The following is a 26,992-nucleotide window of genomic DNA, read 5'->3' on the forward strand; positions in this document are numbered from 1 at the left end:
TGTGTAAATGACAAAAAAGCAATGCTTATTCAAGATTTTCCTTTGTTTAATCATATTTGGCTGTAAGTCCAATAAAAAGGACTTAAAAAGTATTGATTCGGAAGTACAGACGGTAGATTATTTCGCCGACAACGGATTTGGAAATGCCGTTGCGGTGGTACAACACCCTGCAGGAATTTATTATAAAGGTGTCACTTATGTGTGCTATCAAGGACCGCTTGAAGATCCTTATATAGCTTCGTATAACCATAAGACAAAGGAGTGGAAAGGCCCTTATAAAGCGGGAATAAGTGCCATGGGGAAAGACCCTAATCGCAAGAAGAAAATTGACAACCATGGCAAACCATCCATGATTATTGATAATGACGGTTATATTCATATAATGTTTGGCGGTCATGGTGGAACGAAAGAAATTGGAGAAAACAAGCTTGGAAATCATCATTATGGAAAAAACAAACATGTGGTTTCTAAAAAACCATTAGACATTTCTAGTTGGGATGAATTAGAAAATATTTCGCCTTTTGGTACCTACAACCAATTTATAAAAATGGACAATGGCGATATCTATTTGTTTTATCGCCATGGTGCTCATCGTAGTAATTGGGTGTATCAAAAATCCACAGATAACGGTCGTACATTTAGCGATCCTGTTTCCTTTTTAAAACATAAACGTAGAACCGATATGGCAGCTGTAGACTCTTGGTATCCTTGGATAACTCGTGGTAATGGCGATGAATTAATTGTGGTTTTTGATTATCATTTGTGTAGTGATGCAAACAAAACGGGTACTGAGCTAGGTCATATTGCAAAACGCTATAACGTGTATTATACAATCTTTAATACAGTTACAGGTAAGTGGAAAAATATCAATGGTGAATCTGTTGAAATTCCAATTACAAGAGAAGTAGCCGATGAAAAAATGAGGGTTACAACCACACCTGGTAATTGGACTTTTCAAGGTGTTGTAGATTTAGATACTAACGGAAACCCACATATTGGAATGACCATTGGAGCCGAAAATGAGCAAGGTAACAAGAGTGTGCCTAAGCACATGCATCATTATCGATGGGATGGTACCAGTTGGAGACATTCTGAAAATTCAGGTTTACCAATTGGTAACGGCGATATCAAAGTATTGAATAACCAAGATGTTCAGATGTATTTAGATGAAAAAGATAATCAGGGCTTTGGAGAAATATCCAGGTGGGATAGCAACAATGCCGGGGAAACCTTCACAAAATCTAAAACTTTTTTAAGAAAACCCAAAGCAAGTTTTGCCATTTCGGCACTTATTGAAAATGCACATCCCGATGCCCAAATAATTGTAGCTGAAAGAAAAAAAGGTACAGATTTCAGGAAAATGTATGTTTTAGGAGAGCAGGGGCCAATAAAGCGTCTTAAAAATGACGCGAAAGTATTTTTTCCTTTTTTAAACAATAATATACAGCAGGGTAAGCCATGATAGAATTGGTTTAACTTCTTTATAGATTTGAGTTTAAGTGTAAAATTGATAAATACTAATAAATTAATTATAATGTGTCGATTAAAAAAAATATGTTTTGTAGTCCTAATACTCGGTTTATACTACTCTTGTGCTAATAAGTCTGGTGAAAAAAAACAGAATACCCCTGCAGAACCTGAGCCAGAACAGCAACAACCTAATATTGTCTTTATTTTGTCCGACGACCAATCTTGGACAGATTATGGTTTTATGGGTGATGAAAATATAGAAACACCACGCTTAGATCAGTTTGCGGCTGAGAGTTTAACTTTTCAAAAAAGTTATGTTCCAACACCTCTATGTTCACCATCCTTGGCGACTATTATTACAGGTTTATACCCTAAAGATCATGGTGTTTTAGGCAATGATAAGGTGTATGATCGTTCTGGAAATAGAAAAAAGAACAGAGCTGAAGCGTACAAACCTGTAATTTCTGCTTTTGAAAAGCAAACAACTCTTCCGGACTTGCTAAAAGATAAAGGTTATTTGTCATTTCAAACTGGTAAATGGTGGCATGGCAACCACAAAATTGGCGGTTTTGATTATGGTATGACCCATGGTAATCCCAATAATGGTGGTCGTCATGGCGATTTTGGTTTGCAAATAGGACGTAAAGGTTTAGACACGATTAATAGCTGTTTAAATTTAGCAGCTAAAGAGAAAAAACCATTCTTTTTATGGTATGCGCCATTTTTACCACATCAACCGCATACACCTCCACAACGCTTATTGGATAAGTATTTAAAGAAAACCGATTCAGAATACGTAGCTAAATATTGGGCCATGTGTGAGTGGTTTGATGAAACTTGCGGACAGTTATTTGATATGATTGAAGAAAAGGGGCAAATGGAAAATACTTTATTTGTTTACGTATGTGACAATGGTTGGGTACAAGAACCCAATAAAAATACTTATGTGGAAACATCAAAAAGAGCACCTTACGATTTAGGGATTAGAACACCAATTATGTATAAGTGGAAAGGGAAAATAACACCTAAAATGGATAATGAAACAATTACAAGTAGTATAGATATGGTACCCACCGTTTTAGATATTCTAGGTATAGACAAACCTAAAAATTTACCAGGAGTTAGTGTTTTAGATGAAAAGGCTTTAAAAAACCGTAAAGGTATTTTTGGCGAAGTGTACGCACATGATTTTGATACTATAGAAAATAGCATGTTTTATAATATGGCCATTTTTCCACCATATAAAATTATAGTTCCAGACCCCATAAGAAAGAAAGATGAGGTAGTGCAATTATTTAATATAGAAGAAGACCCATTTGAGAAAAATAATATTGCAGAAGCAAATCCTGATATTGTTAAAGATTTGAAAGAAAAAATCAAAGTGTTTAGAACGGAGTAATTAAATAGAATTATGAAAAACACCCTTCTCATAGTATTGGTACTACTTGTTTTATCATGTAAAAATGAAAATAAGATGGTGTTAGATGAAGGCGGTTCTAAGCCAAATGTATTGTTTATTGCCATAGACGATTTAAACAATATGATTAGCCCTATTGCTAATTTTTCTAATATTAAAACACCAAATTTTGATAGGTTAGCGGCTATGGGCGTTACTTTTACAGATGCCCATTGTCCAGCGCCTTTATGCGGACCTTCAAGAGCGGCTATAATGACGGGTTTGCGACCTTCAACAACCGGGATTTATGGCATGACACCCGATAATAAAATCCGTAGAGATGGTAATGAGGCTACTAAAGATATTATTTTCCTTCCTGAATATTTTAAGAAGAACGGTTACCATACCATGGGAATAGGCAAACTGTTTCATAATTATGCACCTGATGGTATGTTTGATGAAGCAGGTGGTCGTGTAAAAGGTTTTGGCCCATTTCCTGAAAAACGATTTGTTTGGGATGGTTTTGGAACTTCTAAATCAAGAAAAGGGAAGTATGGCAGAACCAATACAGATTGGGGCGCATTTCCCGAAAGCGATACGCTAATGCCAGACCATCAAGCGGTGAATTGGGTTTTAGAACGCTTCAATAAAAATTACAAACAGCCTTTCTTTTTGGCCTTGGGGTTTCAAAGACCACATGTGCCATTATATGTGCCTCAAAAATGGTTCGATTTGTATCCGCTTGAGAATATTCAAACGCCACCATATCAATCAGATGACTTAAATGATATTCCCCTCGTAGGACTAAAAATTAACGATTTACCTATGATGCCTTCAACAGAATGGGCTATAAATAGCGGGGAATGGAAAAAAATAATACAAGCGTATTTGGCTTGTGTCAGTTTTGTGGATTACGAATTGGGGCGTGTTTTAGATGCCTTAGAAAGTAGCCCATATGCAAAAAATACCATCATAGTTTTATGGTCCGATCATGGATACCGTTTAGGTGAAAAAGGAACTTTTGCAAAACATGCTTTATGGGAAACCGCTACAAAAGCACCATTGTTTTTTGCTGGGCCAAATTTACCAAAAGGGAAAAAGATAGATACCCCAGTAGAAATGTTATCGATTTATCCAACACTTTTAGAGTTAAGTGGCTTGCAAGCATATGCAAGAAATGAAGCTAAGAGTTTGGTGGGCATGATGCAAATGAATAAAGGTTTAAAAGACGACTATGCCATCACTACCTATGGGAAGAACAACCATGCCGTTAAAGTTGATGGTTACCGATACATTCAATATGAAGATGGGACGGAAGAATTTTACGACCATGCTTCAGATCCGAATGAATGGTTTAATGAAGCCGATAATCTTAAATTCAAAAGTAAAATAGAAGCTTTAAAAGCCTTGTTGCCGAAAACAAATGCGAGATGGGATGCGGAGTCCAACTATACTTTTCAACCTTATTTTGTAGAACAAAAAGCACGTGGAAATGTAGATGCTGTTAAGGCCATTAAAGTTTTTGGCGCAGAAAGATGACATAGCAATAAAATTATTTCTTAGAAGCTGTGTGTATGAAATTTAAATGAAATCAGAAATGAAGAAACTTTCAAAAATCATAATATTTGGTTTGCTAATAAGCCCTTTTTTAGCTTGCTCTCAGACCAAAAAAGACGCAAACCAAAAACCCAATATCATTTTTATTATGGCCGACGATTTAGGTTGGACAGATTTAAGTTCGCCTAACACCAGTTTAGGACATGGGTCTAAGTATTACGAAAGTCCGAATATAGACCGATTAGCTCAGCAAGGGAAGTCTTTTGCCTATGCCTATACGCAGCAAAACTGTCAACCTACTCGAGCAGCACTGCTTAGCGGCCAATATGCTACAGGGGCTCAAAATGGCGTGTATAATGTGGGAAGTCTCAAAAGAGCTTCAAAAGGTGTTGTGACACCCATCACGCCACATAATCAAAATAATTATTTACAGGAAGACTGTGTTTCTATGTTCGAAACCTTAAAAACAGCGGGCTACCATACGGCTTGGTTTGGGAAGTTTCATGCTATCAAGCTAGGAAAGCAAGCGGAAAGCTATATGGGTGTAGATTATAATGTGGCTTTACATAAAGAAACTAGTGCTACCGTAAATGGCGTAAAAGTGAAAAATGAGTTTTTTGCGCAAAACGATGATATCAAAGGTTGGATGTTTGAAATCGATAATTTAAAACCCTATGCACAGCCTTACGATGCTACTTATATCCAAAAGGTTTTAGAACCTATAAAAAACGGAAATAATCCTTGGCTTTTGGAAGGAACACCAAAACACCTTACCGATGCATTAGGGGATGCCGTTGTCGATTATATAAAAGATAGATCTAAAGTCGACCGCCCGTTTTTTGCTTATATTCCATTTCATGCTGTTCATGTTAGCATACTTCCACGTCTTGACCTGGAAGCGAAATATAAAGCGAAGAAGTCTCAAGATCCGCGCCACACCCAAGCTAATTATGCTGCTTTTGTAGAGCTTCTCGACCAGACCGTAGGTCGTATTTTAAATGCGCTAAAAGATCCTAATGGAGATGGAAACAAAGCAGATGGCATCACTGAAAATACTATGGTTATTTTCTATTCGGATAATGGTGGTTTTATGGGGCCTACCGATAATTCACCATTACGTTTAAGAAAAGGCACCTATTATGAAGGAGGTGTTCGTGTGCCCTTAATTTTTAAATATCCTGGTGTTATTACGCCTAATTCGGTGAATACGACTCAAGAAGTTCACACCATTGATTTTTATCCGACACTAGCGGAAATTGCAGGGGCTAAATTGCCAAATACTAAAGTACAAGAAATGGATGGTAAATCGATAGCGTCGGTTTTACGAGAAGAATTTCAAGTGCGTGATGATAAAAATGAATTGTTTTGGCATTTCCCTGGCTATATGGATGTGCGTAACATGCCGCAATCGGTTATTCATTATAGACATTCCGATAATCAGCATTATAAATTATTCTATCGCTATGAAGATGAGTCTTTCGAGCTATATAACCTAACTAAGGATCTGGGAGAAACGACCAATCTTTTGGCAGAAAATCCAAGTCAACAAACACTGGATTTAGCTTTAAAAATGAATAATAAACTACGAGCATGGCTGATAAAAAATAATGCCCCTACGGGAACATGGGCGAAAAACGGCGAAAAAGTACCATACCCTAAAAAAGATGACGTTAAAAAATATAAAAAATAGTAGATCATGTTTAGCAAAAAAATAGGTGTTATTATTTTTGGGTGTATTGCTTTAATACATTTAAATTGTTCAGGAAATAAAAAAGCACAAGAAGTATCAGGCACTAAGATCGAGAAGCTATCAACAATAAACAAGAACCCCAATATTATTTTCTATCTCGCCGACGATCAAGACGTGTATGATTACGGATGTTATGGTAATGAAAAAGTTCATACACCCGCTGTAGATGCTCTAGCAAATGAAGGTATCATATTTAATAATGCGTTTACAGCACAGGCTATTTGCGCCCCAAGTAGATCACAGCTTTTTACGGGGAAATATCCGTTAAAGAATGGCTGTTTTGCTAATCATACAGCAACGAAACCCGATATAGAAAGCGTAACCGCTCACATGAAAAAATTAGGTTACGAGGTTGTATTGGCAGGAAAAAGTCATGTAAAACCAGAAAGTGTGTATCAATGGGATAGGGAATGGGAGCCTGTGCCTAAACAAGGCGTGCCTAGAGATTATATTCCCTTAGATAGTATGGCGGCTTATTTAAAAAATGCTAAAAAACCGTTTTGTATGTTCATTACATCAAAATACCCGCATAGTAAGTATTTTGATGTTGAAAATCCAAAAGCCGAGGATATCAAATTTTATCCCTTCAATGAAAATAAAAAAACGGATAAGGCTTTTATAAAAACAAAAGCAGGGTATTATAGAAGTATTGAAGAAGATAATAGACAACTTGAAGAAGTTTTAAAATTGGTAGATACTTATTTAACAGATAACACCCTTTTTATTTATAGTGCAGACCATGGGGTTTCAGGGAAATTTACCGTAAAAGACATTGGGTTAAAAGTACCTTTTGTAGCCCGTTGGCCAAAAGTCATTAAGCCAGGTACTACAACCAACCAATTGATTCACTATACCGATGTGTTGCCAACGTTTATGGAAATAGCAGGCGGTAAGTCTCCTGAAGATGTGGATGGAAATAGTTTTTTACCATTATTACAAGGTAAGGATGTTGAGGTAAACAACTATGTGTACGGGGTTAGAACCAATCAGAATATATTAAATTCTGAAATATTTCCGTCCCGTATGATTCGCGATAAGCGCTATAAATACATTAGAAACTTTAATTCAATAGAAGTTGTTGAGCAAAACTTAACAGGAAAACCCCATGTAGATTATTTTATAAAAAGAGGCGCAAAGGCTTATAAAAATGAACCTTTTGAAGAGTTATATGATCTACAAAACGATCCTTTCGAACAGCATAATTTAGCGAGTCATCCAGACTATAAATCGATTAAAAAAAAGTTAACCAACGACATGTTTAACTGGATGAAAGATCAAGGAGATATTTTAAGTGAAAATATGATTGGCATACCGATTATCACGCCAAAAGGAAACAGGGGGTTTAAGTTAGACCAAGACACACCACGACGAAAAATTCCAGAGGCTAGAAAAAACACCCTTACAAAAGACGATTATATCGTAATTGAACATTGGTAAAAAATACATACTATGAAAAGATTATTTATATACACGCTGGGTTTAGTTTTAACGGTATCTGCCTGTAAAGAAGAACAACAAAAAACAACCGTTACTCAAGAGCAAAAACCAATGAATGTTTTGTTTATTGCTGTAGATGATTTACGTCCAGAACTTAATTTTTATGGTGCTTCTCATATAAAATCACCTAACTTAGATAAGTTAGCAAGTCAGAGTTTGGTGTTTGATCGCTCATATTGTAATGTTCCTGTTTGTGGGGCATCTAGAGCAAGTTTATTAACGGGAACCCGACCTACTCGGCATCGTTTTTTCGATTATAAAGCTCGAGCCGATACAGATGCTCCAGAGGCGGTTTCTTTACCTATGACTTTTAAACAAAACGGATATACAACCATTTCAAACGGAAAAATATACCATAATATCGATGATGATAGCCTGGCTTGGGATAAAATATGGTTTCCAAAAGGGAATATACGCAATTACCAATTAGAGAAAAATATTCTAAAAAATGCTGATGCCAATTTAGCCATGGGAGGCGCTAGTGCTTTTGAAAATGCAGATGTAAATGACGAAGCTTACTTCGATGGTGAAATTGCAAGAAAAGGCGTAGCAGATTTGCAACAACTTAAAAAGTCTAAGCAACCTTTTTTTCTCGCTATGGGCTTTATGAAACCGCATTTACCATTTAATGCACCAAAAAAGTATTGGGAATTATATGATAGAGAACAAATAACGTTACCAGAAACCTATATGCAACCAGAATCTACACCTAAAAAAGCCTTTCCTAATTACGGCGAGTTACGCAATTATGGAAATATTCCTAAAAAAGGAGATTTACCAGAAGATTTAGCTAAAGAATTAATACATGGCTATTATGCCTGTGTGAGTTATGTTGATGCGCAAATTGGTCTGGTTCTAGACGAATTAGAAAAAACAGGCTTAGCAGACAATACAATTGTGGTGTTATGGGGGGACCACGGATGGAATTTAGGAGATCACAAATTATGGTGTAAACATGTGAATTTTGAAACGGCCCTTAGTGCGCCTTTAGTAGTAAAAGTACCAGGAAAAACGAATGGAGAACACAGTAATGCCATCACCGAATTTATAGATATTTATCCAACATTATGCGAATTAACAAGCTTAGAAGTGCCAGATACGGCTGAAGGGCTTAGTTTTCTGCCGCTTATTAATGGTGAAAAGCAGATTAAAAACTGGGCGGTTAGTAAGTTTAAAGATGGGGTTACACTCGTTAAAGACGATTTATTTTATACGGAATGGACCGATGATGATGGGGTGGCTTACGAACGCATGTTGTTCGACCATAAAACAGATCCGCTTGAATTAGATAATTTAGCTGAAAAACCAGATTATCAAGAACTAGTGAAGCAATTAGCAGTAGAATTAAGACAAAAATGGGGGAAGGATTTTTTAACTCAAAATACAAAATAGATGGGAACTAGTGTAAGAAGAATAAGTGTTGTGTTAATGATGTTGTTTGGGACAAATTTTTGTTGGTCTCAATCCATGCAGCATCCTGTTATCTGGGTAACCCAAGATGAAAAACAAGATATTTTAAATCTTATTGAAAAGTATGATTGGGCTAAAAAATTGGAACAGGATTTACATGCTGTAGTAGATAAAAAAGTGGAAGCCCATCAAAAAAAGCCATCAGCAATATTGTCCCATATTCCAGAAATACCTGCCGATAATTCGTTAACCGAATTTGAAGCGGAAAGGGTAGGAGATCATGCAGCAGTACTTACAGATGCCTCTTATGCAGCTATGTTGTATTTTTTGACTGATGACGAAAAGTACGCTCAATTTTCGGCAGATATATTATGGCATTACGTCTCTGTTTTATCAGATAGAAGCCCTGAAAACACTACCATTTGCGGGAATCATTTTTACGATCCGCGTACGTCTTACGCCCAATTTGCATTAGCATATGATTTTATTTATAATTTTTTAAATAAACCGAAAACCAAAGTTTATAAGGCTTCTGTAAGTAAGCAACAAACTTTTGATAAAGCGCTGTTTCAAAAAGTCCTTTTAAATATGGTTGGTAGTAGTTTACAGGAATATGGTCGCCCGGATACGCATGGTAAATTTATTTCAAATCATCCTATTTTAACCGCTCCAGGGGTGCTTTATGGTATTCTTTGTATTGAAGATGATAAAGAACGGGAGCGCTTGTTCGACGTTTTTTGGGAGAAAGGAACCGCACATCAAAATTCTTTTAAAAACACTATTTTACCAATGTTTGGTAAGCAAGGGGTTTGGCCAGAATCTACTAGCTATAGTTTCATGTCTCCTGTGAGTTTAGTACTTAATATTATAGATCGCGTGTATCCTGAGATGGATGTAACTAAAGATTACAAAAATATCTTTAAAGGAAATTTTTTATTTGATAATTTAAGAATGCCCGATGGTCGTTTTGTAAGATATGGCGATTCCAAAAGAGAACATGATGGCACCGAACAATTGTATAGATATACACTTAACTTAGCAAAACGTCGTGGTTATAAACACTTAGAAGGTCAAGCAGAGGTTGCGCTTAGACAAGCTTATAATAGGGAGAAACGTAGACAAAAAATAGGTGTTTCAACCTTTAATAATTATCAGCCGCTTAAATTGTTTTGGGGAACTCCTATTCCCGAAAATATTAAAAACCCTATAGATTTTAAAAAACCAACTGTAATTGTAGAACATGCTGGTATTGCTTTACAACGTAACTATGTTGAAAAAGATAATGAATTGTATGGCTTATGTGGCATAATAGGAGGCGCACATTATGTGCATTCTCATGTAACAGGAATTGCTATGGAACTGTACGGTGCAGGTTATGTAATGGCTCCCAATGCGGGCTTACCACCAACTGTTAAAGAACGAAGAATTCCTTTGCATGAAAATTATTTTCGATTGTATGCAGGTAATAATACCGTAATTGTTAACGGTACTTCACACGGTATCCAACCAGGGTCTTGGAAAGATGGTGCCTATGTGTGGCAAAATACGGTAGTTAATATTGCCGCAGAGCCCAAACATTTGGAAGATCCTGTTAGTAAACACTTTAATTTTGCTACACAATTTTTAAAAGACACTATTAATAATTGTGATCAGGAACGCACATTAAGCACTATTCGTACCAGTGAAAAAACGGGGTATTATTTGGATGTATTTCGTTCAAAATCATTAACTGAAAATAAGTTTCAAGATTACATTTATCACAATATAGGTGATGCTATTTCGCTTAAAACTACAAAAGGTGAAACGTTAACTACAAAACCAAGTACACGATATCAAACAGATATTGGAGATCCGGTACAATCTCCCGGTTGGCGTTATTTTGAAGACACCAAATCAACGAAATCAACTCAAAAAGGGGTGCGTGCAACATTTCAAATAGATTATGATCAACGTTTTATGCATATGTTTGTGCCGCAAGGCGTGAATCGATCCTATACAACCGCACTGGCGCCACCTACACGAGAAGCTAGAAATGGTTACGAAGAAAAACCAACTCAAGTATTGGCTATAAGACAGGATGGAGAAGCTTGGGAAAAGCCTTTTATTGCCGTTTTTGAACCTTCAACAGAAAAGAAATCAAGTGTTCAAGCTGTTATGCCGTTAATGGATGGCGATAAAGTTGTTGGCGTTAAAGTAGAATCTAAAGTTAAGGGAGAATTAATTACAGATTATATTATTTCTTTAGACAGCAAAGATGGCGTGTATGAGAATAAGGCTCTGAAAGTAAAGTTTGAAGGTCGTTTTGGAATAATTAGAGTGGAAGGTAAAAATCAGTCGGTGAGTCTTTATATCGGAGAAGGAAAAACATTAAGGTATGGTAAATTTTCTTTAGATTCAGGGACATCAACCACAGCATTTAGAGCGTATTAAATGTGTTAAAAGGATAATGAATTATAACCAGTTAAAATGATTAAAAGAAGTCTTATTATTTGCCTGATATTCCTGTGCAACTTTCAAGTGATACAGGGGCAGGATAGAACACTTTTGTTTGTAGGCAGTTTTACTAGTAAGAAACATGGTACAGGCATACATGTATTCGATTTTAATACAAAATCAGGTGAAGCAAAATTGATTTCGCAAGTTGACAGTATTATTAATTCTTCGTTTTTAAAACTTTCCCCAAACGGAAAGTATTTATATTCGGTAATTGAAAGTCAGTTGCAAACGCATGGCAAAATAGCGGCTTTTAAAATCGACCCCAAAGCAGGCACTTTAAATCTGATAAATAAGCAAGATTGTGGCGGTAGAAATCCAGCGCATATAGAAATAGATAAAACGGGAAAGGCTCTAGCAGTGTCCAATTATACCGATCCGAGCTTAAGTTTTTTTGAAGTAAATGAAACAGGTGGGATTAATAAGTTTGATGAATTTTTTACGTTTACCGGAAGTAGTATCATAAAAGGTAATCAAGACACAGCTCACATTCATTCTTCAAATTTTTCGCCTAAAAATGATTATCTGTTTTTACAGGATTTAGGTTCAGATTGCATACATAAGTTTAAAGTAAACTTAGATGCCAATCAAAACATGTCCCTTCAAAAAGCAGGAGCTATAAAAGTAAAGCCGGGTAGTGGACCAAGACATTTTGTGTTTCATCAAAATGGGAAATATGGTTATGGTATAAATGAGTTAAGTGGTAAAGTCTCGGCATATGCATTAGTGAACGGGAATTTAAAGTTTTTAGCCGATTATAACGCGTATAGTAAAAAACAGGAAATTTATAGATCTGCTGATATTCATATATCGCCAGATGGGAAATTCTTGTACGCCTCCAATCGAGGTCCGAGTGAAGATAGTATAGTTATTTTTTCGATTAATAAAAATAATGGAGCTTTAAAGCTAATTGGGCATGAGCCAACTTATGGCGAACATCCACGAAATTTTGCCATAGATCCTTCCGGTAAATTTTTATTGGTGGCTAATCAATTTTCAAATAATATCGTCATTTTTAGAAGAGATGTTGAAACTGGTAAACTTCAAAAATTACCTCAAGAGCTAACTGTTGATGGTGCATCTAGTTTGCAGATGTTTTCATATGATAATCATTAAAAAGAGTAATGTTATAAATTAGTTAAGGACTTTTAAAAAAAGGCCTTTTTAAAATTTTAGAGTTAATTTTAGTTAGTTCAAAGGGGTTTTGCTTGTATTTTGAACGATTTTGGTACTGTTTTCGGACTTAAAACCGACTTGTAAACGCTAATTTTATGGTTAGTTAATTTATATCGTTTTAATGTACCATTAGCCAGATGAATTTTAGTAAACTTCAAATTTACATTGCCATATTTATGGTGATTACCATTTGTAATACCATGGTATTTGCCCAAAACATTCCGAAGATTCTTCAGAATAACTCTGTAAATGATTTAAATTATTTGCCAGATTTTAGTTTCGCAGGTTATTATAATGGTGAAGGAGATATCTCAAAATCGAAAGGGACTATTATAAAAGCCTCAGATTATGGCGTGGTTGCAAATGATGCATTGGACGACTCTAAAGCATTGCTTCAAGCCATTGAGTCTGTTTCAAAAATGGAAGGTCATGTTATTTTACAACTTCCAAAAGGGCGGCTTATTTTAAGTGAAATTCTTTATTTAGAACGTAGTCAATTCATACTAAGAGGGTCTGGTTCAGGAACTGGTGGAACCGAATTATATTTTCCTAGACCACTCATGTATTCTAAAGATTCAGAATCATTAAAAGAACTTCGTGAATATTTGGTGAAATTTGACAAGCGCCAACGCGAAAAGGAACATAACATCGATTTAGCTTTCTCTCAATATGCTTGGGCTGGTGGTTTTATCTGGACACGAGTACCAGATGTTCGTGTTAAAGCTTACCTTGATAAATACGATCAGCCAGTTGATGTTTTAGCTCAAGTTTCTAATGGTAAAAGAGGAAGCTTCAGTTTCGAGGTTTCTGATGTACAATTACTTAAGGTTGGAGATGTTGTCGAATTACAACTATTCAATAAAGATGGTGAACACGGGGCCATTATTTCCGAATTATATAAAAATGAAAAGGTTAAAGTAGGATCCCATCATTGGAATTTTCCAGAGTTACCATTGGTAAAACAGCAATTTAAGATTGTTAAAATTTCAGGTAAAACGGTTACTGTTAATTGTCCGCTTACTATAGATATTCTTTCTACCTATAAAGCGCAATTAGTTAGTTGGAAACACCTTGAAGATATTGGTATTGAACACTTAAAAATAACGTTTCCATATGCCCCACCAGTAGCTCATCACGTAGAGCAAGGTTTTAATGCTATTTATTTAACTCGTGTTTATAACAGTTGGATAAACGATGTTACTATTGAAAATGCCGATAGTGGTGTATTAACAGAAGAAATTGCTAACGTCACGATAAAAAATGTAACTACAACGGGCGATCATCTAGCCCATTACACTGTAATGATGCAAGGCACATACAATGTCTTGGCTCAAAACATAAAGGTTTATAATAAGGTCGTTCACCCTTTAAGTTTTAACACTTTTGCAACTAAAAGTGTATACACCAATTGCGAGGTGTTCACTGAACCTATTTTAGATCAGCATTCTGGTGCAAATCATCAAAACCTATTCGATAATATTAAAGTTCATATCACACCAAATACAGACAATAGTTATCCCTTATTTGCAGGAGGAGGTGCAGGTTATTGGAAGCCTTCGCATGGTGCTTATAGTACATTTTGGAATATAAATGTACATATTGAAGACAGCTTAGGTGCTTCAGCCATACTTTTAAATGGTATGGAAGATGGTCCTTATGCACGCGTTATCGGGGTACATGGCAATCATGCTTTAAAACTTAGTTATGGCCCCAATGCTCATGTAGAATTAACAAATAAGGCTTTAAAAGCCATACCGTCTTTGTACGAATATCAACTAAATAAACGACTGAAAAAGAATTAACCTCTCAAAAAAATATCACATCCTTATAATTAGTATACGACTATGAATAATAAAAGCAACATTTCCCAATTAGTAGGTGTTTTCATAATATGTTTAACCTTTGGGGCTTGGAATTCTAACTTAAAAGAAACAACTCCCAACCGAACTAAAGTAAATATCAACAACAACTGGAGTTACTTAGAAAAAAATATCAAAAATATTAATGAAGCTTTACAGGAAGTCGATTGGCAAACTATAGATCTACCACACACCTGGAATGCTTTAGATGCTACCGATTTAAATCCGGGTTACAGACGTACGGGGAGTTGGTACAAAAAGACATTGAATATCTCGAATATTGATAGCAATACCTTATATCAGCTTTATTTTGAAGGCGTGAATATAAATAGTGAAGTGTACGTAAACGGACAAAAAGCAGGTGGGCATATAGGAGGTTATATTGGCTTTACCATTGATATCACCAAGTTTATAAAATCAGGTAAAAACGATGTTGTTATACGTGTGGATAATAGTTATGACCCCGAAGTTATCCCGTCTCAAAAGAGTGATTTTTTTATATTCGGTGGTATTACAAGAGATGTTTGGTTAGAATCCATACCAAAACAACACCTTTCAGAATTAAAAATTACGACTCCAAAAGTTTCTAAAAATGAAGCTGAGCTTTTAGCTTCAGTAGGAATTAATAATTCAAATAATTCCAATTTAAAAGTACAGGCCGATTTATTAGATGCTCAAGGAAAATTGGTAGCTTCATCGGTGTTCAAAATCAAAAATAATACAGCCAAAATTCATTTCAGGAATATTAAAAACCCGAAGTTGTGGGACACCGAACATCCTAATCTATATACCTTAAAAGTAGCCTTGTTAGAAAAGGGTGACGTTATAGATATCATGGAAAATAAGGTAGGTTTCAGATGGTTTGAATTTAAAGACCACGGAGCTTTTTACCTAAACGGAAAACGAGTTTTGCTTAGAGGAACTCATCGACATGAAGAACATGCCGGAGTAGGTGCAGCCATGACTAATGCGCAGCATAGAAAGGATATGGAACTTATTAAGGAGATGGGAGCAAACTTTGTGCGTTTGGCGCATTATCCGCAAGATCCAGAAGTGTACAAGGCCTGCGACGAATTAGGATTATTGGTTTGGGACGAATTGCCTTGGTGCCGAGGTGGCGTAGGAAATGAAGCTTGGAAAACCAATACCAAGCACATGCTCACAGAGATTATCAATCAGAATTATAACCATCCGAGTATCATTATTTGGTCTTTAGGCAATGAAATGTATTGGTTACCAGATTTTGAAAACGGCGGGGATACCGACAAAATGAATTCTTTTTTATCGGAATTAAACGATTTATCGCACCAACTAGATCCGTCAAGGAAAACAGCGATTCGAAAATATTATGAAGGGTCCCATATTGTGGATGTGTTTTCGCCTTCTATCTGGTCTGGTTGGTATTCGGGAAGTTATAAAAGCTACCAAAAGGCCATCGATACTTATAAAAAAGAATATCCGCATTTTTTACATGCTGAGTATGGTGGTTCTAGTCATGTGGGGCGTCATACCGAAAATCCAATAACGGGAGAAGGTAAAATTCAATCGGATGGATGGGAAGAAGAAATTGTGCAAACCGATGTGGCTAATATAGCTCAGATAGGGGATTGGAGCGAAAACTATATCGTCGATTTGTTTGATTGGCACCTTCGTATTAGTGAAAATGATAAAGATTTCGTTGGAAATGTGCAGTGGGCTTTTAAAGATTTTGGTACCCCATTACGTCCCGAAAATGCAATTCCTTATATGAATCAAAAGGGTTTGGTAGATCGTGCAGGAAATCCAAAAGATGCCTTTTATGTATTTAAAAGCTATTGGAGTAACGAGCCGTTTACCTATATAGAATCGCATACTTGGACAGAGCGACAAGGACCAGAAGATTTAGCACGTGATATTAGTGTTTATAGTAACTGTCCGGAAGTAGAACTGTTTTTAAATGGTAAAAGTTTAGGAGTTAAAATGCGTGATCTTAAAGCGTTTCCTGCGGCTGGTTTAAATTGGAATTTGAATTTTAAGGAAGGAAAGAATACACTTGTGGCTGTAGGGAATACTAGTGAAAATAAAACCGTTAAAGATGAATTGACTATTAATTATAGGTTTAACAAAAATGGTAAAGCCGTAGGATTAAAATTAGAATCTGAAATTCTCGAAAATGGAAACTATTTAGTAACAGCAACTGCCTACGATAGTAAGGGGTTACGTTGTTTAGATTATGAAGATCGCGTGTATTTTCAATGTGTTTCTGGAGGTGAAACTTATAAGAGTCAAGGAACACCAACGGGAAGTGAATCAATTGCTATGGCCAATGGGAAGGCGGCCGTTGAGGTAAAAAGAAATGGTAATGGAATGCCTTTAGTAATGATGGTCTTGAATCAAAGTTTTAAGGGGACCTATCTAACCATAGATTAGAAGTAAAGTTAGTTTTTATTCATTAGTTTTTGATTGTAAATCGGGTTTATACAGGGGTATAGACTCGATTTTTTATTAAGAGTACTTTGTATACTGTGTGAAAATAAAAGGCTGTCTTAAAGGTTAATCATTCGTCATTCTGTGCTCGACACAGAATCTCATAATATTGAAACTCCATGAGTATGAGAATCTGAAATAAATTCATATTGACGTGTAATTAACCTTTAGACAGCCTCAAGTTATGTACTAGGGTGCTATTAATCCTGAAGTTATTGAATACTAACTTCTAAAAGTGTATTAATTTTTTTACAAAAGGCATTAAGATAATTTTCCCAAGCAGCTTTAGTAGGGAATTGTCCAGATTCTTTCCAAGAAAAACCTGCGTAAAACACGACTTTGTTATCGTTAACCTTTAGTTGAGCGTATAAATTGCTACGATCTTTTATTGAGGTAACATAATAATCGGAAGTGGTCATAACATCTTTAGGAGCGACGATTGCGGTGCCTAATTCAGAATTGAAGTACTCAGACTCCCAGTATGAAATCCAGCCGTTATCTACTTGTTCTGTGATTTCTCCTTTCTTATCATGTAAGGTTAGTCCAACCGATAAAACATCGGTTCCTGTTACCTCTATTTCATATCTAGTTAGGTTATTTCCATAATCTAAAGAAATATGTTTGGTTTCAGTTATGGTTTTTCCATTGGCATCCCAATCGGCATATTTTAAAACAAAACTGGTTCTTATAGGCCCTGTAGTGATGGTTTTATAATCGGTAAAGTTTTTAGAGATATAATAACTGGTATCCACTTTTACAGCAGTACCACCTACACCACGACTAGAACCTACATGAAAATTATCTAAGCCTTCACCATGATCTTTATGATAGTAGCCTTTTTCTTTATCATTGCCAGCATACCATTTATTGATAATTGGGTATTCTACTTTTTTTAACCAAGCATCAATTCCGCTCGATAGGGTACCGCCTTTTACAGAATCTTCTACCATCTTTTGGGCAACTGGCCCATAAGTTCTAAAGGCCACTTTGTTGTTTTCCCAGGTATAATCATCAGTGCGTTCAGGCACAAAACGTGAATAACAATAAGCTACGGTGTCGGTATTGGTGAGGTTAGATGTAACCAGTTCATATTGCTTTTCTGATTTGGCGGCTACTTCAGGTTGAAACAACAACACATCAGCTGTACCGTCTTGATCTTCATCTACGAATTGGGAAGTTACAATCGCCTGTGTTGCTTTATCACGGATTACCAAATTTTCAAAGCGTTCACCTTCATTTAAATGAATGGCCGATTTTGAAATTTCTACCGTTTCAAATTGTCTTGGAAGCTCTAAACTATTCTTTACAGTAATAACAGGCGCTTCTTTTTTCTGTGAATCGCAGCCCATCATTAACGATACGGCTGCGATCCAAGAATACAATGCTATGGATTTCATATTAAGCTTCGTTTGATGGTTTCCCGATGGTCGCTAATATACCACCATCCACATACACCACATGGCCGTTTACAAAATCACTAGCTTTAGAGCTTAAAAAGATCGCTGCTCCTGCTAAATCGTTAGGATCTCCCCATTTGGCAGCAGGTGTTCTGTTAATGATAAAATCATTAAATGGATGGCCGTCTACACGAATAGGTGCGGTTTGCGAAGTTGCAAAATACCCAGGTCCAATACCATTCACTTGAATGTTATACTTAGCCCATTCGGTAGCCATATTTTGTGTTAACATTTTTAGCCCGCCTTTGGCTGCGGCATAGGCACCAACGCTATTTCTGCCTAACTCACTCATCATCGAGCAAATGTTTATCACTTTTCCTGCTTTTCGTGCTACCATGTTTTTAACCACATGTTTTGATACAATAAACGGACTAACCAAATCGATATCTACCACCTCTTTAAAATCGGCAACTTCCATGTCCAAAAGTGGCGTACGCTTGATGATTCCAGCGTTATTGATAAGGATATCTATGGCACCGACTTCTTTTTCAATTTTGGCTACTGCATCAATAACTTCTTCTTCCTTGGCAACGTTAAATTTGTAACCTACAGCTTTGATACCTTCTTTTTCATATTCAGCAATAGCGGTGTCAATTTTATCTTGCGAGGAGTTTCCATTAACAACAATAGTTGCACCTGCTAAACCTAAGCCTCTAGCCATAGCCATACCCAGTCCGTGTGTACTGCCTGTTACTAGTGCTATTTTTCCTTTTACATTAAATAAATCTATACTCATGGTCTTATCTTAATTCGGTTATTTTTGCGACATCCATATCATTATAATCTAAGTTCTCTCCAGCCATACCCCAAATAAATGTATAGTTGGAAGTTCCAGATCCAGAGTGTATAGACCATGGTGGTGAGATAACTGCTTGATCGTTTTGCATCCAAATATGACGTGTTTCTTGAGGTTGCCCCATAAAGTGACATACGGCTTGATCTTGTGGGATATCTAAATAATAGTAAATCTCCATTCTACGATCGTGAACGTGAGCAGGCATAGTGTTCCAAACACTACCTGTTTTAAGTTCGGTCATTCCCATTTGTAGTTGGCAGGTGGTTACAATACCTCCAATGATCATTTGGTTTACCGTACGATGGTTTGCTGTTTCTAAAGAACCCAATTCTAATTTATTCGCTTCGGATTTGCTTACTTTTTTTGTTGGATAATTGGTATGTGCTGGTGCGGAGTTTAAATAAAATTTAGCAGGATTGTTTGCGTCTTTACTAGCAAATACCACGTCTTTATTTCCCATACCAACATATAAGGCATCTTTTAGGCCTAATTCGTATACCGTTCCATCAACCGTTACTGTTCCATTTCCGCCAACGTTAATAATTCCTAATTCACGACGCTCTAAAAAATATGGCGCTTTAAGAGGATCGATGGATTCTAGAGTTAGTGGAGCAGAAGCAGGTACAGCTGAACCAGCGATATAGCGATCGTAATGAGTATAGGTTAAATTAATTTTATCGGCTTGCATCAAGTTGTCAATTAAAAACTCGTTGCGTAATGCTTGTGTGTCGTATTTTTTGACCGTTTCTGGATTTGAAGCATAACGGCTTTCATAAATTGTGCTCATTTTTAGTATGTTTTATTGTTTGTTGATTTTCTGTTTAAGTTCATGATATCATTTAAAATATAAACTTAGTAGAAATCCATGAGAACCATGACTGTTATTAGTGTTTTACAGTAAATATGTACGATAGACACCCTATTTTGGTACGAAAAAGCACTATAAACTAGGTAAAAGAAGTAATTTTAAACTATTATTTTTTAGATATTAAATTATTGTTGTCCGATAAAAAACAGAATTAGCTAAAAAAGCTTTGGTGTTGGCCTTTTTTATTGATCGCACTCTTTATTTTGAAAACAGAACCTCCTTATGGGTCAAAAAGGCTTAATTGCCCAATGTTTTTGGTTGTAATCTCTTCCCAATTAGCTTCTGGGTTTTTCAGGAATTTGAACAAATCGATATATGTCATCAAATGGTATCGTATGACGGACATCATATTGGAATAAGCCCAGTTTCTTTGGGCTTTTCTTTGGATCACAAGCATAATGAGCTGGATTATCAAACTGACCCAGATTTGTATTTCGATGGCATTTTGATTGTCTCCCAAAAAATACTTTAGCGGAAAGTTCTGTTTAAGCCGCTTGAACATCGTCTCAATCTGCCACCTATTTTTATAGATGTCGGCTATTTTGTCTGCATCAAGATCATAATTATTAGTGATGAACTCATAAACTTTTTGGTGCTTTTCGTGCCAAAAAGCGATTCTCCTCAGGGAAAAAGCATTGCCGTTTTTGTCCGTAAGCCCTATTTTTTCGTCCTTTAGGACAGCATCGTCCACTTTATTGGAGATATCAAACTCTTCAAGGCTTGTATAGCGAGCATTGTCCTTTTGCCGAGTCACAAAGTAAACATCTTCCAGTGTCCATTTTTGGTATTGCTCATAATCCACATACCCTTTGTCAAAAACCACATAAGAGCCCTTCTTGAGTTCCAGGTCTTTTAAAAAGGTGTGGTCGTGCGTGGCCGCGCTTGAAAACTTAATCAGACAAGGAACGTCTTCCATGGCGTTTATCATAGTATGCATCTTGATACCTCCTTTCTTTTTGCCGTTGAGCGGGTTCCTTCCTACACCTTTAAGAATGTCGCTAAATAGGGGGATGGTCGAGGAATCAACGATTTTAAGGTTCTTCACTGCAGGTTCTAAGGGTCTGCTGTCCGATAAAAAGCGATGGTAACGTTTGTAGAGTAAATGATAAATATCGGCAAATACTTCAGAGCTTCTTCTCCTGTTAGCATCTGACAAGGTACTGCGTTTTGGAAAGTCCGTGAGTCCTAGATGGTTGATCTTTCCCTCGCAGGCAAGCATAATACTGGAAACCTCACGAAGTGAGCTACAGCCACTGATCACGGTAAATACCATAGTGGCCAAATGCTCATAGGTGGTAAACTTTTTGGTATAGCGATCGCTGTTGTGCTTTTTGGCTGTCCGATGAACATCTTTGGGCAAAATGAAATTTAATACCTGTTTGATTATGGGTTGTCCGCTAAAGTTTTTACTTTTATTCACCCGTTGTGCATTTTAAATAATGTTAATTTTAATATTATTAATGTTTCTCCCAAAAATAAACTTATTGATATACTGAATAGTTGTTAAAGCAGTTATCTTAGCTACGATTCTTGTTTTAAAACCTTCAAAAGTTTTAGCATAATTGCGTCTTATCATAAATTGGTCACAAAGTTGTGAAAATAATGTTTCTATCCTTTTCCTCTTTTTTCTAAATACATAAGGCTGTACTTTGTAATTTTTTTGATTGCTTCTCATAGGTGTATTTAGCGTTATATTACAGGTTTCAAACAAGTTAAGCTGTATTTCTGTTGATAAATAGCCTTTATCACCAATTAATGTACAATCGCTTATTTGCATCTTAATATCTTTAAGATAATTAATATCGTGTACAGATGCTGGACTCAAATCGATACTTTGAAAGACACCATTTACAGAACAAACAGCGTGCAGTTTATAACCGTAATAATTAGAACTTTGAGCTGCACAATAACCTTTATCTGGAAATGCATAAGTGTTTTCTTTACAAATCTTTGAACGAGAACTGCGTGATAATTTACAAACTTCTAAAGGCATACTATCTACTACAAAATAATCTTCAAATTCATTAAAATGGGAAGCTAAGCTTAACCTGATACTGTTGAGCTTATTAACTAGTTTTCGTCTTCTTCTATTGTAGACACTTCTCTCTATTTTTGATAATAGGGAATCTGGAAGTTTTCTAAAAAGGTCATTTTCACTATCTATTCCCATAAATTCGGCAGTAAGACTCAAGCTGATAAGTTCTAAATCACTAAGCTTTGGTTGTCGTCTTTGATAACTTAAAAGTTGTTCTTTCGATATTTTTCTTAATACTTCCAATATTCTTTCGTAATTTGCACTCAAGTTGTTCATTATTAATGATTTGTGATTAAATCAATTTACTGATTTTCAGTAAGATGAACAACTTTTTTCTTTTAAATCATAATGCACAACGGGTTTTTATTCATATCTTGGATGTGTGATAACTTCAAGATACAAAATAAGCGGGAAATCCTATCTTGGAAATCCCGCTTTTAAAATCTTTTATCGGACACTAATGATATTAAATATTAATAAAATCCATTTGTTTTTTTACTCTTTTAGGACATTTAAAATTGATTTTATGGTGGGATTTATATCGGTTGATTTTAGTTGTATACCATTATTGAAAAGGATGTATTTAGTAGTGTTACAATTAATTTTTTCAAGTCTTTAATTATTAATAGAAGATTTATATTTTATACATGCGTAGTAACAATATTTTTAGTGTCATTGTCTTATGGTTTTGTGCTGCTGCTTTAACAGCTCAGAACAATAACTTCGTTTTTAAATCTTTTACACCTACAGATGGACTTTCTCAAAGTTCTGTAATTGATATAGAACAAGATGTTTTTGGCCAGTTATGGATTGGTACACGTGACGGACTAAATAAATTTGACGGACATAATTTTAAAGTTTATAGAAATAATCCGCAGGATTCCACTTCAATAAGTAATAGTGATATTTTAACTATCGAGGAAGATAGCTCGGGAATGTTATGGGTGGGAACTTATAATGGTTTAAATAAGTATAACCCGTCTACAAATACTTTTCAGCATTTTTTTCATACCAACGATCCCATGTCTTTACCATCCAATACCATTTGGGAAATAAAGGAAATAAAGGATGAAATTTGGATTGGTACCTTAAATGGTTTAGCCATATATAATAAAAAAACGGGAAAATTTATTTCGGTTTTGCCAAATGAAAAAAACAACTACAGTCTTCCGGGTAAGTTTGTTACGAGTATTTACGAATCTAAAAACGGAGATATTTGGATAGGGACAGATAACGGCCTTTGTAAGGTGAAATCGCGTAAAGCAGAAGAAATTACATTTCAACTTATAGATTATAAAGTCAAGGCTGTTTCTAAACCACATAAATTACATGTTAAAGATATAGCAGAGGATAGTGATAATAACTTGTGGATAGCCACTCAGGATAGTGGTTTGTATCAAATTAAAGCGCATACAGCCACTTTAATTTCTTATAAAAATCATTCAGAATTTAAAGGTTTAGATCTAGATGTCAGGGCGATTAATTTCGATAAACATAATAACCTATGGCTAGGGACTTATAGCGGTATTTCTATTTTAAAATCTAACGGAAAACTTCAGCATATTGGTAAAAAATCTTCAGATTATAGTGGCTTAAATAAAATCAAGACCATTTTTACAGATAAACATGGTTCAATTTGGTCGGGTAGTTATTATGGAGGTTTACATCTATGGGATGAATCTAATTTTAATTTTATTAATTATAACCAAGATACAAAGCCTAAGAGGTTAAGTTATAATGTCATTGGGTCTATTGCAGCAAGTAAAGATAGTGTCGTTTTTTTTGGAGCGGAAGGGGGTGGAATAACCCAATGGGATTTTAAAACAGATGAAGTTAGTTATATTAATGCGACAAATACTAAAGGGGTTTTAAGTGATAATATAAAGTCGTTAACCGTTTTTAATAATGAATTATGGGTAGGGTGCTTTAATACTTTGCCATTTATATACGATTACAAAACCAAAACGGTTATAAAAAATGATTTTCCAGAATCACTTACCAAAATATTAGAAGAATCGAGTGTATATGTTTCTGCAAAAGAAAGCGATTCCATTATATGGCTTGGTACTTTTGGCTCTGGAGCGATTAGGTACAATACCGAAACTAAAATATACCAACAACTAACTACCAATAATGAATCTCCTTATTCCCTTACAAACAATAGGGTACGTTCTTTACTTATTGATTCTAAACAGCGGGTTTGGATGGGAACTCAAAGTGGACTAAATGTGGTTACACTGTCTAGTATGAATAAGGAAAATATACCCATTAAACATTTTTTCTTTGATTCTGAACTTATATCAGGGGTGGATATATTAACAATTTTTGAAGATAGTTCTCAGAATATATGGATTGGAACAAAAGCCAGTGGCTTATATAAGTTTAATGGCGAAACTTTTAATAAAGTTGAAATACAGCAAAATGGAGTGACCATAAACTCTGTACATTCCCTATTAGAAGATGCCAATCAGAATCTATGGTTTAGTTCAAACCAAGGTTTAGTAACATATAATTTAAATAGTGAGGAAATTACTATTTACGATCAAACAGATGGCTTAATAAGTAATGAATATAATGACAACTCGAGTTTAAATTTTGAAAATAATACATTCTATTTTGGAGGTCCTGCAGGTGTAGTTTCATTTCAGCCAGAAAATATTAGTGTTAATGATTATAATCCGCAAGTAATTTTAACCGATTTTAGAATTAAAAATGAATCGGTTCCTATTGGTGGAGATCGTGCCATTTTAAACAAGGATATTGCATTTACAAAAACAATAGACCTAGATTTTGATAATGCGAATTTCGCCATTCGTTTTGCTATACCCAATTTCATAAATGCGTCTAATAATCAATATGCCTACAGAATGATTGGGTTAGAAGACACTTGGAATGTAACTAGTAAAACCGAGGTAAATTACATTATTCAACAAGGAGGGACTTATAAATTTGAAGTTAAAGGCGCTAATAATGATGGGGTTTGGAATGATAGTCCCACGGTATTAAAAATAAAAGTACAGCCTGCTCCATGGCGTAGTTGGTGGGCATTTATTTTTTATGGATTGTTTATAGGCGTGGCATTATTTGCTTTAATTACTTTTTTAAAATCGAAAGCAAAATTAAAACATGAACTAGCCTTAGAGACTATAGAGAAGAAAAGGAATGAAGATATTAATCAGGCAAAACTGCAATTTTTTACTAATATATCTCATGAATTTAGAACCCCATTAACTCTAATTTTAGGGCCTTTACAACAGGTGTTGCTCGATTATAAGGGTAGTAATAAAGTTTATAAAAAGTTATTGGTTATTGAGAATAGCGCTAACCACTTATTACAACTTATTAATAGGTTAATGGACTTTAGGAAGCTTGAAAATAATCAGTTTAACTTACAGGCAGCAGAAGGTAATATTGTGAAGTTTTTAAAAGAAATTTACTTTTCATTCAGTGAGTATGCCAAAAATGGACACTATAAATACACCTTTGAATCTGATGAAGATGTTATTAATGTATACTACGATAGGTATAAATTAGAACGGGTTTTTTATAACCTCATTTCTAATGCTTTTCGTTATACGCCTGAAGGCGGAAGTATTGCTATAAAAATTAGTAAAGATTTTAATTTTTTATACATAGATATTGATGATTCTGGAGTAGGGGTGTCTAAGGAGTTTGAAAATAAAATTTTTGATCGTTTTTTTGAAGTGCCTATTCATAATCAACCGCAAAAAAGTTATAACAGCGGTTCGGGAATTGGTTTGTCCATAGCAAAAAATATAGCCGAATTACATAAAGGTACCATTGCTTTAAAACCAAAAAATGAGCCCGGTACCATTTTTAGAGTAAGTTTACCTTTAGGACGGGAGCATTTGCAGGAAAGCGAAATTCTTAACGATTTTAAATTAAGTGATGATGTAAGTCAGTACGAAAATCAATTAAAAGAAACTCCAACTCTCGATGAAGAAAATATAGAAGATTTAATTTCTGAAACAGATAAACCAACAATTTTAATTGTAGAAGACCACAAACCACTGCGTGTTTTTATTAAAAATCTATTTAAACACGATTATAATGTGCTAGAGGCTGAAAATGGTAAAGTAGCATTAAAATTAGCGCAACAAAATCTACCTAATCTTATTGTAAGTGATGTTATAATGCCTGAAATGGTGGGGACAGAGTTGTGCTCTAAAATTAAAGAAGACATTAAAACGAGTCATATTCCAGTAGTTTTATTAACCTCTAGAAGTTCCTTGATTTATAAGTTTGAAGGGCTAGAAAGTGGAGCCGATGAATACATTAGCAAGCCCTTTAATGTTAAGGAGTTTCAATTGCGTATTAAAAATATTTTGGAAAACAGGCTGCGATTAAAACATAAATTTTCTAAAATTAATGATATAACGCCTAGCGAAATCACGATTACTTCTATAGATGAGAAGCTTCTAAAAAAAGCCTTCAAGGTTGTAGAGGAACATATAGCAAACGATCAATTCGATGTCATTCTTTTTAGTCAGGAATTGGGTGTTAGTAGAACAACTTTATTTAGTAAAATAAAAGCCTGGACCAATTTTACGCCTAACGAATTTATACAAGAAATTAGGCTTAAACGTGCTGCGCAACTTTTAGAAACTAATAAAATAAACATCTCTCAAATTAGCTACCAAGTTGGATTTAAAAATCCAAAATACTTCAGTAAGTGCTTTCAGAAAAAATTTAATGAAACACCTTCTCAATACCAAAATAAATTTGCCAATCAATTTTAGGT

The 26,992-nt window shown here is 35.3% G+C and carries 16 protein-coding genes; 11 read left to right on the forward strand and 5 right to left on the reverse strand.

Annotation, left to right across the window (positions count from 1 at the left end; all coding sequences use genetic code 11):
- Positions 1–7 precede the first annotated feature (7 nt).
- The 10 genes from C1A40_RS13075 (at position 8) to C1A40_RS13120 (ending at position 17,017) form a co-directional block, all read left to right on the forward strand.
- Positions 8–1,462 (forward strand): BNR-4 repeat-containing protein, encoded by a 1,455-nt coding sequence (locus tag C1A40_RS13075; protein WP_102996276.1) that lies wholly within the window; start codon positions 8–10, stop codon positions 1,460–1,462.
- Positions 1,463–1,534: 72 nt separating this feature from the next.
- Positions 1,535–2,869, forward strand: coding sequence for a sulfatase-like hydrolase/transferase (locus tag C1A40_RS13080; RefSeq protein WP_102996277.1), 1,335 nt, complete (start codon positions 1,535–1,537; stop codon positions 2,867–2,869).
- Between the two features lie 12 nt (positions 2,870–2,881).
- Positions 2,882–4,405, forward strand: a complete 1,524-nt coding sequence (locus C1A40_RS13085; RefSeq protein WP_102996278.1) for a sulfatase — start codon at positions 2,882–2,884, stop codon at positions 4,403–4,405.
- Positions 4,406–4,463: 58 nt separating this feature from the next.
- Positions 4,464–6,113 (forward strand): sulfatase, encoded by a 1,650-nt coding sequence (locus C1A40_RS13090; protein WP_158651366.1) that lies wholly within the window; start codon positions 4,464–4,466, stop codon positions 6,111–6,113.
- A gap of 6 nt (positions 6,114–6,119) precedes the next feature.
- Positions 6,120–7,610, forward strand: coding sequence for a sulfatase family protein (locus C1A40_RS13095; protein ID WP_102996280.1), 1,491 nt, complete (start codon positions 6,120–6,122; stop codon positions 7,608–7,610).
- 12 nt (positions 7,611–7,622) lie between these two features.
- Positions 7,623–9,062 (forward strand): sulfatase, encoded by a 1,440-nt coding sequence (locus tag C1A40_RS13100; protein ID WP_102996281.1) that lies wholly within the window; start codon positions 7,623–7,625, stop codon positions 9,060–9,062.
- Positions 9,063–11,510 carry an endo-acting ulvan lysase-like protein gene (locus C1A40_RS13105; protein WP_102996282.1) on the forward strand — a complete coding sequence of 816 codons (2,448 nt, stop codon included), beginning with the start codon at positions 9,063–9,065 and terminating at the stop codon, positions 11,508–11,510.
- Positions 11,511–11,546: 36 nt separating this feature from the next.
- On the forward strand, positions 11,547–12,689 hold the full coding sequence (locus tag C1A40_RS13110; protein ID WP_102996283.1) for a lactonase family protein: 1,143 nt from the start codon (positions 11,547–11,549) through the stop codon (positions 12,687–12,689).
- Between the two features lie 197 nt (positions 12,690–12,886).
- Entirely contained in the window at positions 12,887–14,551 is a 1,665-nt protein-coding gene (locus tag C1A40_RS13115) for a hypothetical protein (protein ID WP_241910419.1), read from the forward strand.
- A gap of 42 nt (positions 14,552–14,593) precedes the next feature.
- On the forward strand, positions 14,594–17,017 hold the full coding sequence (locus C1A40_RS13120; protein ID WP_102996284.1) for a glycoside hydrolase family 2 protein: 2,424 nt from the start codon (positions 14,594–14,596) through the stop codon (positions 17,015–17,017).
- A gap of 269 nt (positions 17,018–17,286) precedes the next feature.
- On the opposite strand, the gene C1A40_RS13125 is transcribed toward C1A40_RS13120, so the two are convergent.
- From C1A40_RS13125 to C1A40_RS13145, 5 genes are all read right to left on the reverse strand, one after another.
- Positions 17,287–18,471, reverse strand: a complete 1,185-nt coding sequence (locus C1A40_RS13125) for a DUF4861 family protein (protein WP_102996285.1) — start codon at positions 18,469–18,471, stop codon at positions 17,287–17,289.
- A 1-nt stretch (position 18,472) separates the two neighbouring features.
- The gene (locus C1A40_RS13130; protein ID WP_102996286.1) at positions 18,473–19,267 is read right to left on the reverse strand and encodes a gluconate 5-dehydrogenase; all 795 of its coding nucleotides are present in this window, start codon (positions 19,265–19,267) and stop codon (positions 18,473–18,475) included.
- 4 nt (positions 19,268–19,271) lie between these two features.
- A complete protein-coding gene (kduI, locus tag C1A40_RS13135) occupies positions 19,272–20,114 on the reverse strand; it encodes a 5-dehydro-4-deoxy-D-glucuronate isomerase (protein ID WP_102996287.1) in 843 nt (280 codons plus the stop codon).
- A 301-nt stretch (positions 20,115–20,415) separates the two neighbouring features.
- Positions 20,416–21,615: an IS4 family transposase gene (locus C1A40_RS13140; protein ID WP_102994338.1), complete on the reverse strand. Its 1,200-nt coding sequence runs from the start codon at positions 21,613–21,615 to the stop codon at positions 20,416–20,418.
- Between the two features lie 12 nt (positions 21,616–21,627).
- A complete protein-coding gene (locus C1A40_RS13145; protein ID WP_102996082.1) occupies positions 21,628–22,506 on the reverse strand; it encodes an IS982 family transposase in 879 nt (292 codons plus the stop codon).
- A gap of 371 nt (positions 22,507–22,877) precedes the next feature.
- On the opposite strand from C1A40_RS13145, the gene C1A40_RS13150 reads away from it, so the two are divergent.
- A complete protein-coding gene (locus C1A40_RS13150) occupies positions 22,878–26,990 on the forward strand; it encodes a hybrid sensor histidine kinase/response regulator transcription factor (protein ID WP_241910420.1) in 4,113 nt (1,370 codons plus the stop codon).
- The last annotated feature ends 2 nt before the right edge of the window (positions 26,991–26,992 follow it).

The sequence above is a fragment of the Tamlana carrageenivorans genome (assembly GCF_002893765.1).
In the GTDB taxonomy this organism is placed as follows: domain Bacteria; phylum Bacteroidota; class Bacteroidia; order Flavobacteriales; family Flavobacteriaceae; genus Pseudotamlana; species Pseudotamlana carrageenivorans.

What these genes read in the sequence shown, in the direction of transcription:
- C1A40_RS13080 (WP_102996277.1), top strand. Translation starts at nt 1,535, where the DNA reads ATGTGTCGATTAAAAAAAATATGTTTTGTAGTCCTAATACTCGGTTTA.
- C1A40_RS13090 (WP_158651366.1), top strand. Translation starts at nt 4,464, where the DNA reads ATGAAGAAACTTTCAAAAATCATAATATTTGGTTTGCTAATAAGCCCT.
- C1A40_RS13110 (WP_102996283.1), top strand. Translation starts at nt 11,547, where the DNA reads ATGATTAAAAGAAGTCTTATTATTTGCCTGATATTCCTGTGCAACTTT.
- C1A40_RS13100 (WP_102996281.1), top strand. Translation starts at nt 7,623, where the DNA reads ATGAAAAGATTATTTATATACACGCTGGGTTTAGTTTTAACGGTATCT.
- C1A40_RS13120 (WP_102996284.1), top strand. Translation starts at nt 14,594, where the DNA reads ATGAATAATAAAAGCAACATTTCCCAATTAGTAGGTGTTTTCATAATA.
- C1A40_RS13125 (WP_102996285.1), bottom strand. Translation starts at nt 18,471, where the DNA reads ATGAAATCCATAGCATTGTATTCTTGGATCGCAGCCGTATCGTTAATG.
- C1A40_RS13145 (WP_102996082.1), bottom strand. Translation starts at nt 22,506, where the DNA reads ATGAACAACTTGAGTGCAAATTACGAAAGAATATTGGAAGTATTAAGA.
- C1A40_RS13095 (WP_102996280.1), top strand. Translation starts at nt 6,120, where the DNA reads ATGTTTAGCAAAAAAATAGGTGTTATTATTTTTGGGTGTATTGCTTTA.
- kduI (WP_102996287.1), bottom strand. Translation starts at nt 20,114, where the DNA reads ATGAGCACAATTTATGAAAGCCGTTATGCTTCAAATCCAGAAACGGTC.
- C1A40_RS13085 (WP_102996278.1), top strand. Translation starts at nt 2,882, where the DNA reads ATGAAAAACACCCTTCTCATAGTATTGGTACTACTTGTTTTATCATGT.
- C1A40_RS13115 (WP_241910419.1), top strand. Translation starts at nt 12,887, where the DNA reads ATGAATTTTAGTAAACTTCAAATTTACATTGCCATATTTATGGTGATT.
- C1A40_RS13150 (WP_241910420.1), top strand. Translation starts at nt 22,878, where the DNA reads ATGCGTAGTAACAATATTTTTAGTGTCATTGTCTTATGGTTTTGTGCT.
- C1A40_RS13105 (WP_102996282.1), top strand. Translation starts at nt 9,063, where the DNA reads ATGGGAACTAGTGTAAGAAGAATAAGTGTTGTGTTAATGATGTTGTTT.
- C1A40_RS13075 (WP_102996276.1), top strand. Translation starts at nt 8, where the DNA reads ATGACAAAAAAGCAATGCTTATTCAAGATTTTCCTTTGTTTAATCATA.
- C1A40_RS13130 (WP_102996286.1), bottom strand. Translation starts at nt 19,267, where the DNA reads ATGAGTATAGATTTATTTAATGTAAAAGGAAAAATAGCACTAGTAACA.